Origin of the sequence: Paraburkholderia sp. RL17-380-BIE-A, from assembly GCF_046028085.1 — a bacterium.
GTDB lineage: Bacteria > Pseudomonadota > Gammaproteobacteria > Burkholderiales > Burkholderiaceae > Paraburkholderia.
In genome coordinates, this window is record NZ_JARESQ010000015.1 from 90,362 (window position 1) to 103,896 (window position 13,535).

At 64.3% G+C, this 13,535-nt stretch carries 12 protein-coding genes; 6 read left to right on the forward strand and 6 right to left on the reverse strand.

Features of this window, described 5'->3' with window-relative positions; all coding sequences use genetic code 11:
- Positions 1-49: 49 nt before the first annotated feature.
- Positions 50-1,282 carry a DUF2252 domain-containing protein gene (locus P0D68_RS24550; RefSeq protein ID WP_091802473.1) on the reverse strand — a complete coding sequence of 411 codons (1,233 nt, stop codon included), beginning with the start codon at positions 1,280-1,282 and terminating at the stop codon, positions 50-52.
- Positions 1,283-1,635: 353 nt separating this feature from the next.
- On the opposite strand from P0D68_RS24550, the gene P0D68_RS24555 reads away from it, so the two are divergent.
- From P0D68_RS24555 to P0D68_RS24570, 4 genes are all read left to right on the forward strand, one after another.
- Positions 1,636-4,284, forward strand: a complete 2,649-nt coding sequence (locus tag P0D68_RS24555) for a response regulator (protein ID WP_408300801.1) — start codon at positions 1,636-1,638, stop codon at positions 4,282-4,284.
- 36 nt (positions 4,285-4,320) lie between these two features.
- Positions 4,321-5,232 (forward strand): DUF72 domain-containing protein, encoded by a 912-nt coding sequence (locus tag P0D68_RS24560; protein ID WP_408300803.1) that lies wholly within the window; start codon positions 4,321-4,323, stop codon positions 5,230-5,232.
- Between the two features lie 128 nt (positions 5,233-5,360).
- Positions 5,361-6,308 carry a phosphatase PAP2 family protein gene (locus tag P0D68_RS24565; protein ID WP_408300805.1) on the forward strand — a complete coding sequence of 316 codons (948 nt, stop codon included), beginning with the start codon at positions 5,361-5,363 and terminating at the stop codon, positions 6,306-6,308.
- A 264-nt stretch (positions 6,309-6,572) separates the two neighbouring features.
- Positions 6,573-6,839 (forward strand): hypothetical protein, encoded by a 267-nt coding sequence (locus P0D68_RS24570; protein ID WP_091802485.1) that lies wholly within the window; start codon positions 6,573-6,575, stop codon positions 6,837-6,839.
- Between the two features lie 117 nt (positions 6,840-6,956).
- Here P0D68_RS24570 and P0D68_RS24575 read toward each other — a convergent pair whose 3' ends face one another.
- The 3 genes from P0D68_RS24575 to P0D68_RS24585 all read right to left on the reverse strand — a co-directional run bounded on the left by P0D68_RS24575 (position 6,957) and on the right by P0D68_RS24585 (position 9,451).
- Positions 6,957-8,312, reverse strand: coding sequence for an ATP-binding protein (locus P0D68_RS24575; RefSeq protein ID WP_408300807.1), 1,356 nt, complete (start codon positions 8,310-8,312; stop codon positions 6,957-6,959).
- Complete coding sequence (locus P0D68_RS24580) at positions 8,309-9,022, reverse strand: response regulator (RefSeq protein ID WP_408300809.1); 714 nt, start codon at positions 9,020-9,022, stop codon at positions 8,309-8,311. Before P0D68_RS24580 ends, P0D68_RS24575 begins: the two co-directional genes overlap by 4 nt.
- Before the next feature lie 135 nt (positions 9,023-9,157).
- A complete protein-coding gene (locus tag P0D68_RS24585) occupies positions 9,158-9,451 on the reverse strand; it encodes an EF-hand domain-containing protein (RefSeq protein ID WP_091802493.1) in 294 nt (97 codons plus the stop codon).
- A 541-nt stretch (positions 9,452-9,992) separates the two neighbouring features.
- Here P0D68_RS24585 and P0D68_RS24590 point away from each other — a divergent pair.
- Positions 9,993-10,238 carry a hypothetical protein gene (locus tag P0D68_RS24590; RefSeq protein ID WP_091802496.1) on the forward strand — a complete coding sequence of 82 codons (246 nt, stop codon included), beginning with the start codon at positions 9,993-9,995 and terminating at the stop codon, positions 10,236-10,238.
- Positions 10,239-10,289: 51 nt separating this feature from the next.
- Here the strand turns inward: P0D68_RS24590 and P0D68_RS24595 are convergent, their stop codons facing one another.
- Both P0D68_RS24595 and P0D68_RS24600 read right to left on the reverse strand, forming a co-directional pair.
- Entirely contained in the window at positions 10,290-11,540 is a 1,251-nt protein-coding gene (locus tag P0D68_RS24595) for an arsenic transporter (RefSeq protein ID WP_091802499.1), read from the reverse strand.
- A 133-nt stretch (positions 11,541-11,673) separates the two neighbouring features.
- Entirely contained in the window at positions 11,674-12,690 is a 1,017-nt protein-coding gene (locus P0D68_RS24600; RefSeq protein ID WP_091802502.1) for a GGDEF domain-containing protein, read from the reverse strand.
- A 229-nt stretch (positions 12,691-12,919) separates the two neighbouring features.
- On the opposite strand from P0D68_RS24600, the gene P0D68_RS24605 reads away from it, so the two are divergent.
- Positions 12,920-13,474 (forward strand): cytochrome b, encoded by a 555-nt coding sequence (locus tag P0D68_RS24605; RefSeq protein ID WP_408300812.1) that lies wholly within the window; start codon positions 12,920-12,922, stop codon positions 13,472-13,474.
- Positions 13,475-13,535: the final 61 nt, after the last annotated feature.

Sequence of the window (13,535 nt, forward strand, 5' to 3'; positions counted from 1 at the left end):
TCCGGCGGCGGCCCCAATCAGGTTGCCGCCGCCAGTGGACAACCCGGCGTCAACCGTCCCGGCGCTCGGTCGCGTAGCGCCGGCAATGCTCCAGATAGCCGGCTGCATGGCTGCTCACCAGTTCCACGATGCCTTTCCACAGCCACCCTGGCGCGTCGAGGGTCTTTGAACGGTTTCTGCGCAGTTCGGTGAGCCAGGCCTTGCGCTCGGCGCGATCCATTTGCCGCGCATGCGCCCGGCCGACCACCATTGCCAGAAAGCGCGCCGCCTTCGTCGCTTCGTCGCGGGTCAGTTGCTCGATGGTCAGCTTCATGTCCTGAGGCAGCAGTTCGCGAATCACGACGGCGCGATCCGCGAACCGCGCCGCCCGCATCCGCTCGCCGAGCGACGGCGACAGATGCCGCGCACCCTCCACCACCCGCTCCGCGTTGTCGCGCGGCATCCGCACGCCGGGATAGCGCGGCGCGGCGGCCTGCGCGGCCTCCTTGATATCGATAAGGCACAGGTCGTCGCCCTCCATCGCGGCCCCGTCGATGTCGAGCAGCACCGCATACCGCAACCTGCCGAGCGAGCTGCATCCTTTCACCCAGTAAGCGGCGTCGAGCACTTCCACGTCGGTCTCGTCGCCGACGGCGCGCAGCACCGTGGCGAACCGGGCCAGCGAGCCCTTCTCGAACAGCGCTTCGATCTCGCGCCGCTCGCTCTTCGCAAGCGGCCAGAAGCGCGGACCGAGCGGAATGCTCGGCTCGAGATCCTCGATGCGCTCCTCCGCCAGATGCCGCCACGAGCGGCGCACCGCTTCCTTCATCACAACCCGCACCGCCTCGGGCTTTTCTGCGCGGATGTCGGCGTCGCTGGCCGCTTCGTCGAAGGCGCGCTCGTAGCCGTCCGCCAGCGCTTCCATCATGCTGACGGTCGTCACGCCCGGCAGGTCCGAACCACGCGCGGCGGTCGCCAACGAGAGGCCGAGGCGAATCAGGTCGTGGGCCGGATTGCCGATCACGGTCTGATCGAGGTCGCGAATCTGAATCTCGACGCGCCCCTGCGCATCGGCCACCGGCCCGAGATTGCCGGTATGGCAATCGCCGCAAATCCAGATGGCGGGCCCCTCCGGCAACGCGTGGCCGTCGATGCCTTCGAGCCATTCGTAGAACTTGCTGGTATTGCCGCGTACATAAGCGTGCGCCGAGCGCGCCATTCTGGCATTGCGGCGCGTAACGAGAAGCGCCTGACGCGCATCCGGTTTGGGCAGCTTGTTTCGTGTGCTGATTTTCTTCGCCATTGTGTGGTCCGCGTTGCTTCAGGTTCGAATTCTGCGTGGTGCCCCGCCCTACGATGCGCCAGGCGGCGCACGCGAACAAGTGGGATCAGCAGGATTCGCGCCTGGGGTAGACCTTCCACGCAAAGTCCGCGAACGCGTCTTGCGGATGTGATCCAGACGACCCGCCGGTCGCCGGGGCGACCTGTCACCCGTTGGGGGTTGTGACCTACAATTGTCGCTGCCTGCCTGCAGCTATCCTGCCGGCAGATGGGGACGGCAAAGGTTCATCCCGCCTGCTGCCAGGCATAGAAGCGCGTCACACGCGCCGGCAGAGTGGGAACACATTGATCGACGTGACCTTTGGAGAGCGCAGCATGCCATTTCCGGCACAAGACCATGGCTGCCTAGGCTGGAGCGGGGAGATGGCGCAGCGCATCAGCGCCTTCGACTGGGCCGCCACCGGCATCGGCGCAATTGAAGACTGGCCGCGCAGCCTGACCGCCACGGTCCAGCTGGTGCTTGCCTCCCCCGTGCCGCTGGTGCTGCTGTGGGACAAGCCCGGCTACATGATCTACAACGACGCCTACGCGGTCTTCGCGGGCGGACGGCATCCCTATCTGCTCGGCAGCCCTGTCGAAATCGGCTGGCCTGAAGTAGCCGACTTCAACCGCCACGTCATGCACACCTGTCTCGCGGGCGGCACGCTGTCGTATCGCGACAAGGAACTGGTGCTGCTGCGCGACGGCCGGCCCGAAGACGTGTGGATGGATCTCTACTACAGCCCGGTCGCCGGCGACAGCGGTGCGCCGGCCGGCGTGCTGGCAATGGTCGTCGAAACCACCACGCGTGTGCTTACCGAACGCTGGCGGCAACGCGCCGAAACCGAACTGCACGAAACCAACGAGCGGCTACAACTCGCCCTCAACACCGGCGCGGTGCTCGGCACATGGGTACTGGACGTGCGCACGGGAAAGGTCAGCGGCGACGAACGTTTCGCGCGCACCTTTTCGTTTCCGCGCGAAGAAGCCGCGAAAGGCATCGATCGTCATGCGGCCACGCAGATGCTTCATCCGGACGATCAGCCGCTCAACGATCAGATGACCGTCGAGGCCATGCGCACCGGCGCGCCGTTTCGCGCCGAGTACCGAATCCGCCGCCCCGATGGTGACTATCTGTGGGTGCAGGCGAACGGCCGCTGCGAATTCGACGAGCATGGCGAGCCGACCCGCTTTCCCGGCGTGCTGATCGACATTCACGAGCGCAAGATCGCCGAACAGTCGCTGCGTCAATTGACCGAAACGCTCGAACAGCGCGTTACCGACGCGGTCGCGGCGCGTGCGCTGGCCGAGGAACAATTGCGCCAGGCGCAGAAGATGGAAGCGATCGGCAGCCTCACGGGCGGCGTCGCGCACGACTTCAACAACGTGCTGCAGGTCATCAACGGCAACCTGCAAATGCTCGCCGCCGACGCCGGCGGCAATCCGGCCACGCTGCGCCGCCTGTCCGCCGCAACCGACGCTGTCAAACGCGGGGCGAAGCTGGCCGCGCATCTGTTGGCGTTCGCACGGCGCCAGCCGCTCTCGCCCACGGTGCTGAACCCGCGCCGCCTCTTGAACGGCATGACCGAGATGCTGCATCGCGCGCTCGGCGAAACCGTCAAGGTGGACACGGTCCTGAGCGACGATCTGTGGCACGTGCAGGCCGATCGCAATCAGCTGGAAAACGCGCTGCTCAATCTGGCGATCAACGCGCGCGACGCGATGCAGGCAGACGGCACGCTCACCGTGCGCGCCGCCAACCGCGTGCTGGACGCCGCGTTTTGCCAGGATAAGCCGGAGCTGTCGCCGGGTGAATACGTGGTGTTCTCCGTCGCTGACACCGGCGGCGGCATGCCGCCCGAGATCTTGCAACGCGTGTTCGAGCCGTTCTTCACGACCAAGCCCGACGGCCACGGCACCGGTCTCGGCCTGAGCATGGTATTCGGCTTCGTCAGACAAAGCGGCGGTCACACCGTGATCGAGAGCGAGGTGGGACGCGGCACCACCGTCTCGCTGTTTTTTCCGCGCTGCTGCGAGCCGGAAACCGCGGAAACGGTCGACGATACCGCTGCGCCGAGCGGCGGCGGCGAAACGATTCTGGTCGTGGAAGACGATGCCGACGTGCGGCTCACCGCCGTCGAGATGCTCGCGCAACTCGGCTACAAAGTGCTGACCGCGTCGAGCGGCGACGCGGCGCTCGAGTTCATCGACAGCGACGTGCCGATCGATCTGCTGTTCACCGACGTGGTGATGCCGGGCAAGGTGAAGAGCGTGGAATTGGCGCGGCGTGCCGCAGCGCGCTCGCCCGCCGTGCCGACACTCTTCACCTCCGGCTATACGCGCGACGAAATCGTCCATCACGGCAAACTCGACGCCGGCATTACGCTGCTCTCGAAACCGTACCGGCGCGACGATCTCGCCCGCATGTTGCGCAGCGTGTTGCGCGCCGGCCTGGCCGCTGCGCGGAGTGGGTCCGTGCCCGGCGCCACACCGGTTTTCCTGCCCGCTGGACAGATCGCCGCTTGCGTGCCGCCCGCCGTCTACGACCCTCCCGCGGACCTCGGCCAGCAAAGCGGGCATCCCGAGCCCGATACTTCGGCACGGCCTTCCGGCAGCCCGGCTCGCGTGCTGCTAGTCGAAGACGACGCGGATTCGCGCGCAGCCTTCAGCGATCTGCTGAGCGTCCTCGGCTTCGCTTGCACCGCAGTCGAAAGCGCGGAAGAAGCACTGCCGCTCGTGCTCGCGCAACGCTTCGACATCCTCTTCACGGACCTGACGCTGCCCGGCATGTCCGGCGACTGCCTCGCGCGCGCCGTGCTGTGCCAGCAGCCGGAGATTCGCGTGCTGCTGGTGTCGGGCTACGGCAAGAGCGCGGAGATCGGCGACGCCATTCCCGGCGCGCGTCTGCTCGGCAAGCCGCTCGACATCGCCGAGTTGCGGCGCGAACTCGCGGAATGGATCGACCACACCGAAGCTGCCTCCTAGCCCGCCCACACGACGCCCTTTGACACGAGCTCGCCGATGGATATTCGATGCGGCACCGCAGGTTGGACCGACAAGACGCTGATTGCCTGCAAGCGTTTTTATCCGCGCGGCAGCAACAGCGCTGAAGCACGCCTGCGGTTTTATGCGTCACAGTTTCCGCTGGTCGAAGTCGACTCGGCTTACTATGCAATGCCTTCGGCAAGCAATGCGCAGTTGTGGTCCGAACGCACGCCCGAGGGCTTCACCTTCAACTTCAAGGCGTTCCGTCTTTTCACCGGCCATCAGACCTCGCCCGACGCGCTGCCGAAAGACATTGCGATGGCGCTGCCGGCCGGCATCACCGGCCCGCGCAAGAAGAACGTCTACTACCGCGACATGCCGGCCGATATCCGCGATGAACTGTGGCGGCGCTATCAGGAAGCGCTCGAACCGCTGCGCCGAACCGGCCGCCTCGGCGCCGTGCTGTTCCAGTTCGCGCCGTGGATCACGCGCGCGCCGGACGGCCTGGCACTCGTGGAGGAATGCCGGGCGCGCATGGCGGGCTACATGATGGCGGCTGAATTCCGCAATCAGTCCTGGTTCGACGACCAGCATGCGGCGGGGTCGCTCGAATTCCTGCGCGAGCGCGGCATCGTGCATGTGATCGTGGACGCGCCGCCAGACGTGACCAACCGCGTGCATACGCTGTGGGAGGTGACCCAACCCGCACTCGCGATGGTGCGCCTGCATGGGCGCAACACGCAGACATGGAGCGCGACGGGCGCGGCGAGCGCGGCGGAGCGCTTCGACTACGACTATGACGAAGCGGAATTGACTGAACTGGCCGCGCCGATCCGCGCGATCGCGAGGCGGGCGGGTCGCACGCATGTCATTTTTAATAACTGCTTTGAAGACCAGGGGCAGCGCAATGCGCGCACCTTGATGAGCATTCTGGGAAATGATGCGTAATCAATATGGAATGCGGTAAGTCCGCTTTGATAATCTGATTTCACGCCCGCCTCGGATTTTGCGGCTGAGCACCGTGCATCTTTGAATTAATATCGCAGGCATAATGCGAAAAAAAATCCGAGAGACCTATGCCAAAACAAATGCGCGCGCTTTACGGGGCGGCCTGGCAGTTCACTTTCCTGATGTTGCTGATCGACTGCATATGGGCGGCCCGTATCGGCTTTCGGCTCGAGCATAGCGGCGTCGCGCTGGCCATTGCGCTGACTTGCGGCCTCGTTGTGATTGACGCAGTGCTGTGGATCGTTTCGCGCGTACCTTTCAAAAAAGTCGACAGATCGATGTTTTATCGGAACGTGCTCGACGCGTTCTTGTGGATCACCGTTATGGCCACGTTCAGCAAGGTCGGCGTCGTATTCCAGTATCTGTGCGTGACGACGAATTTTCCGCTCGCGACCCATGCATTCATCGCCGCCGACGCCGCGCTCGGATTCCACTGGCCCGATCTCTATCGATGGGTTCAGGCGCACCCGTGGCTGCACACAGCGCTTGCCTGCGCCTATAAGTCCGGCGCCTGTCAGCTCCTCGTCATTCCGGCCATTCTCGCGGTGACCCGCAACACGCAGGACTATGCAGAGTTCGTCGTGCAGTTCATGGTGTCGGCTACGTTGGTGATATTGATCTCTCTGCCCTTTCCGGCTGAAAGCGCCTTCGTGCATTTCGGCATTCACGATCCCAATACGGCCTCGACCGTGTCGGACTTTGCCGTTTTCAGAAGCGGCCACACGCGAGAACTGAATCTGTCATTAGCGCAGGGACTGGTTTCCTTCCCGTCGCTGCATACGATTCTGGCGCTCTGCTACGCGTATGCATTGCGTCACGTTCGTTATGTCTTTCCCGTGGCGATTGCGCTGAACGCCTTAATGATCGTTTCGACGCTCACGCAGGGCGGCCACTACCTGGCCGACGTTCTGTCAGGACTGGTCGCCGGCGCTGTCGTGATCTGCGTGGTCCGCAGGGTCGTTTTCCGGCTGGCCGTTCCGGCCGCCGAGCAGATTCCTTCGGCCGTGACATCGTAAGGTTTGCGTGGCATCGCGCTTTTTAGCCTGCTGCGGGAAATGCGGCTTATATTGATGTTAAGCGTGTTCCTGCATCAACGGGACTACCGGTTCAGCGCAATCGCCGCGCTCGTACCGGCGATCGTGGTCTTGGAGTGGGTGGCTGGCGCGGCATGAAATGCGCGCCACGCACACACCCTGGTATGATGCCCATCGCGCTTCTTTTGCGGAGTCCGGTTCACCAATGCTCCCCGCGCTGCTTTTCCTATCGTCACGAGATCCATCATGCCCGCCCAACACGACAAAGTCCCCGCTGACAGCGCCACGCCGGGCCAGGCCAGGCGCCGAACCATGCCCATTGCGGCGCGCAATCTTCTGATGGTGGCCGTCGGCGTCGCGGTCTTCGCGATCGTGGCGACCGTCGTGCTCTATGGTCCGATCACATACGGCGACGAGATTCCGAACTTCGGCATCATCCTCATGCTGACGGTGCCGGTTATCGCGGGCGTGGCGTTCCGGGTCGGGCTCGATGCGTGGCTTGACAGAAAATGAAGAAAGGACGCCCGGCAACAAGGCTACCGCTCGCCGCACCCGCGACGTGTAAGCCAGTTGACGGCGAGGCGCAGGGAAGATGGCATGGCCCGAACCGTACACGGGAAGTCGCGATCGCTAGCGTGTCGAGCCACTGAAAGGCAACACGACCCACACCTCCAGCCCACCACCCTCGCGCGCATGAAACTGCAGATTGCCGCCATGCAGCCGCGCAATCCGCTCGACGATCGCCAGCCCCAATCCCGTACCGCCGCTATGCGAACGCGCATTGCGGCCGCGCTGGAACGGCGCCTTGAGCTGTTCCAGCTCGGCCGCTGAAAGGCCCTTGCCGCGATCGCCGACCGCCACATACACGGCCTCGCGCGTCGCCCAGCTTCGTACCGCGAGTCCGGTTCCGGCGTAGACGATCGCGTTCTGCATCAGGTTCATCAAAAGCCGCATCATGCTGATCGGACGATAAGGCACAGGCGGCAGATTCGCGAGAGAGAGATCGAACTCGTGCCCGAGCCCCGCGAAATCGCCCGCGAGCCGTTCGATCAATGCATTCAGATCACCCGGCTCCGGCTGCTCGCGCTCGCCGCTGCCCGCGTAATCCATGAACTGCTGCAGGATCGTTTCGATCTGATCCAGATAGGATTCGGCGGCGACCGCGAAGCTGCTGTCGCTGCCGTCGGGCATCGCCATGGCCATTGAAAGTCGCAGCTTGGTGAGCGGCGTGCGGATGTCGTGCGAGATGCCGGCCAGCATCAGCGCGCGCGTCGCCTCGGCTTGCTGCAACGCTTGCGTCATCTGATTGAAGGCGCCGCTCACGGCGGCGATTTCGGTGGGGCCGTCGGTCGGCAGCGGCGCGGGCATTTCACCGGCGCTCACGCGGCGCGCCGCACGCGTCAACTCCTGAAGCGGCCGGTTCAGGTGGCGCTGGATCACGTAACCGGTCAACGCGGCCAGCGCGCCCAGGCCGAGCGACAGCAGGATGGCGGCGTCGAGTCCATTACCCTGCGCGTCCTCGGGAACCGGCAGCGCGATCCAGTACGGCGCCTGTGGCGCATCGGCCGGGCCGTGCATCCGGATCCATAGGCGCTGGCCACCCACGGACTGCCAGCGCGCCGGCATATCGGCGGGCAAGTGCGCGCGCAAGCTATCGAGAAACAGGTCGCGCTGATAGATGCGATAGGCGCGCATCCAATTCCGCGGCGGCGTCTCGAAGGCTTCGGCCGGCAATTGCGCGCGAGCGTCGAGGCGCGCCGTCAATTCGACGCGCGCCTTGGGTGGCGTTGCCGCGAGCAGATTGTCGAGCGTGGTCACATACGTGGCGAACACAGCCGCGGCGCGCTCGACGCGAGGCCGCTGTACGTAGTGAAGCAGCACGCCGAGCGCGCACACCTGGCTCAACATCACGAGCGCGATCAGCAGCGCGATATTGCGCGCCAGCAGCGTTCTGGGCAGCGCCCTTTGCAGCAGCGAGCGCGTCATGAGTCGACGTCCGCGGCCAGCATGTAACCCACGCCCCACACGGTCTTGATGAAGCGTGGCTTGGACGGATCGTCCTCCACGATCTGCCGGAGCCGCAGCACCTGCACGTCGATGCTGCGATCGAGCGCATCGTGATCGCGGCCCCGCGCGCGTGCCAGCAGATTGTCGCGGCTCACCGGCCGGTTCGGCGACGAGGCGAGCGCGACCAGCAACAACATCTGCGCCGAATGAATGTCCAGCAACTCGCCCGCGCGCGACAGCTGCTGCTTGGCGACATCGAGAGAGAAATCGCCGAAGCGCACGCTTTGCGAGGTCACGGTGACCTCGCCCGATGCGATCTTCTGGCGACGCAGCAGCGCATTGATGCGCGCTACCAGTTCACGCGGCAGGAACGGTTTGGCGAGATAGTCGTCGGCGCCGGTTTCGAGGCCGAGCACCCGGTCGAGCGGGTCGCCCTTCGCGGTCAGCATCAGGATCGGCAAGGTTTGGCCCTGCTCGCGCAGGCGGGCGCAGATGGCGAGGCCGTCCTCTTCGCCGATCATCAGATCGAGCACCAGCAGATCGAACGGTTCGCGCTCCAGATAGCGGTCGAGACGCTTGCCGTCTTCGGCGACTCTCACGTCGAAGCCGTGGCCGCGCAGGAAACGCTGCAGCATGTTGCGCAATTCGACTTCGTCGTCGAGCACGATGATTTTCGCGGGGCGATCCATGCGAAAGCTCCTTGGTTCAGCTGGCGGTTGGTCGGGCATCAGGCACGATCGGAGTATGACGGGCCGATGCTTGCGTGTCCGGTGAGCGCCGCGCCGCGCGCCGCGACTCTACGGTCCCGCCCATCGCCTCGCGGCTCAGTGCGCTGCCCCGCGTTCCTGCATGAATGCCTCGATCTGCGGCAGGGTGATGTAGCCCGCCTTCTGCGTATCGATTTCATCAAAGTGCTTCGCCAGCATCGGCATGCCGGAGGCGGCCTGATCTTTGGTGAGCTTGCCGTCGTGCGTGGTATTGGCATTCGCAAAGCGCGTCTGCAACTGCTGCACCATGCGCTCCATGCGCTGCGGATTGCCGGCTTGAGGCGCGGCGGTCTGGGCGAACGTGACGGTGGATGCGCTGCACAGCAACACGATAGCGATCAACTTTTTCATGACTGACTCCTTCGTTTGAGCCACCGGCCGTCGCCTGCCTTTTGCCGCGATCCGTTTCGATGACAGACCGAATTCTTGAGGAAGCGCCGCCGGAAGGCAACGCCACAATCATGTCGACTTATGTCACGCGTTTCACCCACCCGCAGCCGATGATGAAGACACTGCGCCATGGGCGCCGGACGTGCATGTATTCACGGGATTGATGCCGGGTTGATGACCCCGAAACGGCTGTGAAAGCAGCATAGGACATGCCGTCGCGAGGAAAGCCTGGTGAATTCCCGTTGTTGTGAGGAATTTGGAGTCGCCGGGAATAAAGCGGTCGGCACACCGGTTACTGAAGGAGACAAACGAAAGAGAGAAGCGCGTGCGATTTCATTCCGACGAATGCGGAATGGGCCTTGCTGGACGTTATTCATCATGCGAGCCATGTCCATTCGTTGGACATATCTGTCCAACTAGCGCATTCGCGAGCGCATGCATGAAACCGGCTCGGACAGACCCGAACCGGCGCCACCAGGTAACCCTTGGGGGAAAACATCAGATGAACCATCTGGAAATCGACAGGGAAATCGCCCACCTCGAACGCGTATTCGTGGTCATCTCCACCAACGACCACATTCCGCTGTCCTATTGGCAGCAGCGCCTGCATGGTTTGGTGAAGCCATGTTTAATGCCGTCACAACGAGAACGCGTCGCGCGCCTCGTGGAAATGCTGCGCCTGCTAGAAGAAGCGGAGGAAGTTTTGCGCGCCAAACCTCCACTACATCGCACCGGCACCCGGTCGTGACGCCGCGCCCTCGAACCAGCGGCGCCGCATTCAGATCTCGCGCACGCGTCTTCAACCGGTCAGTATTCGCGCGCCGAGAGCCAGCACGAGCGCCGGCAGCATCACCAGCGCCCCTACCTTCAGAAATTTCATGAAGCTCACGTCTTCGCCCTCGCGGCGGATCGCGCTGAGCCAGAGGATCGTTGCCAGTGAACCGGTGATGGACAGGTTCGGCCCCAAATCCACGCCGATCAGCAGCGCGTCGATCACGCGCTCCGGGCTGTGGGCCTGCATCACGGTCGAACTGGCGATCAACCCGGCCGGCAGGTTGTTCATCAGATTGCTGCCGATCGCGATGATGCTGCCGGCCCAGCCCGCCGCGGCCAGTTCGTCGTGTTGCGCGGCGCGCTGCGCCAGTTGGGCGAGCGCCGTAATGACGCCGGTGTGATCGAGCATCTCGACGAGCACGAACAGCGCGGCGACGAGCGGCAGCACGCTCCACGAGATCTCGCGGATCATCGGCAGCGGCGATTTGCGCTCCTGGATCAGCACGATCAACGCGGTCAGCGCGCCGAGTATCGCGGTGGGCAAGCCGAGCGCGACATCGAATGCCGAGACCGTCAGCAGCACGGCAGCCGTCACCGCGATGCCCGCCAGCGCCACGCGCCCGCTCGACGACAGTTCGAGCGGTTCGAGATTGGCCTCGCAGGTGCCGGCGAGCGCCTCACGCTGGGTCCAGCGCAGCATCGCGTAGGTCGCGATGATCGACAGGAGCGAGGGCAGCGTGAAGCGCAGCAGCCAGGCGCCGAGCGCCGGTGTGTGGTTGCCGTACAGCACGATGTTGGCAGGATTCGAGATCGGCAGCACGAAGCTCGCCGCATTGGCAATGAACGCGCAGACGAACAGCAGCGGCAACGGATCCGTCTTCGCTTTTTTGGCGGCGGCGAACACGGCCGGCGTGAGGACGACGGCGGTTGCGTCGTTCGATAGAAAAGCGGTGATCACCACGCCGACCAGATAGACGAGCAGGAAAAGCCTGCGTGGCGAGCCCTGGGCGTGATTGACCGCGAGCACGGCCACCCAGTCGAACAACCCTTCACGGCGGCCCACTTCCGACAGCAGCATCATGCCGAAGAGGAACAGATAGACGTCGGTGCCCTTGCCGATCGCCTCGATCGCCAGATGCACGGGCAATAGCCCGAGCGACACCAGCAGCAACGCGCCGGCCACGGCCCAGACAGCCTCCGGCCATTTGAACGGCCGGGTGATGACACCCGCCGTGGCGACCGCGGCGATGCCCCAAGACAGAAAAATGGAATTCACAACGTAAGCCCTGGATTCTTGATAAGTGCGAGCACGGGATTTCGCCCTCGCTTCGCAGCCGCACCATGAGCCGGCGGCCGCAGGCGCTCACTTTAGCAAGTTGCGCGCCTGCGGCGAAGCCGTGGGCCGCGCTTCATCCCACCCGGCTCACCGCGGCGATGCAGTCGCGCCCGTTGTCCTTCGCGCTGTACAACTGCGTATCCACCAGGTTGACGAAGGCCACCGGGTCGCCCGCCTCTGCCGGAATCGTCGTGCCGACGCCGAAGCTGGCCGTCACTGTCTGCCGGAACGGCGAGCGCTCATGCGCGATCTGCTCAGCGGAAATCCGCTCGCGGCAACGCTCGGCCACCTGGCGCGCGGCCTCGGCGCCGGTGTTGGGCAGGATCAGCACGAACTCTTCCCCGCCGAAGCGGCCGACGAAGTCACCCGGCCGCACCGCGCCGCTCAGCACGCCGGCCAGCCGCCTCAGGCACTCGTCGCCCTGCACGTGCCCGTAGTAATCGTTGTAGGACTTGAAGAAGTCGATATCGACCATGACCAACGAGAGCGGCGCCGCGTGGCGCAAGGCCGCGCTCCATTCCCGTTGCAGGTTGGCGTCGAACGCGCGCCGATTGCCGACGCCCGTCAGGCCGTCCCTGAACGACAGCGCCTCGAGTTCGCGTTGCAGCGCGGCCAGTTTCTCCTCGGTCTTCTTGCGCTCGCTGATATCGAACATGAAGCCGACCAGCGATTCCACCTCGCCCTGCGCGTCGCGCACCACATGCACCACGTCGCGCAGCCACACGTATTCACCCCGGCTCGTCAATGCGCGATAGTCGGCTTCGTGATCGGTGCCGGCCTTCGATTGCGCCACGCAGAATTCGACCACCTTGTCGCGGTCGTCCGGATGCATGCGCGCCGCCCAGTCCTGCACGGTTTTCCAGCTAGCGGGCGCCCAGCCGAGCAGGGCTTCTATCTGCGGGCCGATATAGGCGAACTCCATGGTCGCCCAATCGATCTTCCAGGGAATCGCCCTGGTCGATTCGAGCAACGTGCGGTAGACCGCCGCGTCGTGCTCCAGGTAGCCTTCCACCCCGGCTGCGGCAGCCGCCGTGTCGTGCCGCAGAAAATCCGCGCCGAGCGCGACGGCGTTGTTATCGATTCTGTTCATTGGCCTCAACTCTCCTCGCGGTTCAGCCGGCAAATTACCACAGCGCCCTGTCGCGCGGCCCGTTAAGGCCGCCGCCGCGCGTCATTCCAGCGACATTAGCGTCACGGTTACAACAATGTGTTCTCTTCTGCATGCCTATTCAGTTTTCATTGGCATCCCTACCATCCGCACTTCATCTGCATTTATCTGCATTCGTCGGTTATCGCCGACGCCCCACGAGCGCGACACAATGAAATCCAGCCCTGCCCAACCAGACCGCTACCACGGCGCCGCCATTGCCTTGCACTGGCTGATCGCGGCGTTGATGATCTGCGGCTTCTATATCGGCTGGATCATGACCGATATCCCCGGCTTCACGCCCACCAAGCTCAAATATTTCTCCTGGCACAAGTGGATCGGCGTGACCGTGTTCGTGCTCGCCGTGGCCCGCGTGCTGTGGCGCGCCACCCACCGCGCGCCGGCGCTCGACAGCGCCACGCCCGCCTGGCAGAAGGCCGCCGCGCATCTCGTGCACGCCGTGCTGTACGTGTTGATGCTGGCCATTCCGCTGTCCGGCTACTTCTATAGCTCCGCTGCCGGCATTCCGGTGGTGTATCTGGGCATCGTGCCGCTGCCCACCTTGATCGGCCCGGATCAGGCGCTCAAGGCGAGCCTGCGCACCGTCCACGTGCTGCTCAACTACGCGTTGCTCGCCCTCGTTGCAATGCATGTGGCGGCGGCGCTCAAGCATCAGTTCCTCGACCGCGATGGATTGCTCGCGCGGATGGTTCCGTTCCTCAAGTAACTGACCGGCAGGCAACTCATAGCAGACGGACCGCAGGTCATTGGCAACGGTTTGTTGGCAA

Coding starts and splice junctions, on each gene's coding strand:
- P0D68_RS24550 (WP_091802473.1), bottom strand. CDS start 1,282: ATGGCGAAGAAAATCAGCACACGAAACAAGCTGCCCAAACCGGATGCG.
- P0D68_RS24555 (WP_408300801.1), top strand. CDS start 1,636: ATGCCATTTCCGGCACAAGACCATGGCTGCCTAGGCTGGAGCGGGGAG.
- P0D68_RS24560 (WP_408300803.1), top strand. CDS start 4,321: ATGGATATTCGATGCGGCACCGCAGGTTGGACCGACAAGACGCTGATT.
- P0D68_RS24565 (WP_408300805.1), top strand. CDS start 5,361: ATGCCAAAACAAATGCGCGCGCTTTACGGGGCGGCCTGGCAGTTCACT.
- P0D68_RS24570 (WP_091802485.1), top strand. CDS start 6,573: ATGCCCGCCCAACACGACAAAGTCCCCGCTGACAGCGCCACGCCGGGC.
- P0D68_RS24575 (WP_408300807.1), bottom strand. CDS start 8,312: ATGACGCGCTCGCTGCTGCAAAGGGCGCTGCCCAGAACGCTGCTGGCG.
- P0D68_RS24580 (WP_408300809.1), bottom strand. CDS start 9,022: ATGGATCGCCCCGCGAAAATCATCGTGCTCGACGACGAAGTCGAATTG.
- P0D68_RS24585 (WP_091802493.1), bottom strand. CDS start 9,451: ATGAAAAAGTTGATCGCTATCGTGTTGCTGTGCAGCGCATCCACCGTC.
- P0D68_RS24590 (WP_091802496.1), top strand. CDS start 9,993: ATGAACCATCTGGAAATCGACAGGGAAATCGCCCACCTCGAACGCGTA.
- P0D68_RS24600 (WP_091802502.1), bottom strand. CDS start 12,690: ATGAACAGAATCGATAACAACGCCGTCGCGCTCGGCGCGGATTTTCTG.
- P0D68_RS24605 (WP_408300812.1), top strand. CDS start 12,920: ATGAAATCCAGCCCTGCCCAACCAGACCGCTACCACGGCGCCGCCATT.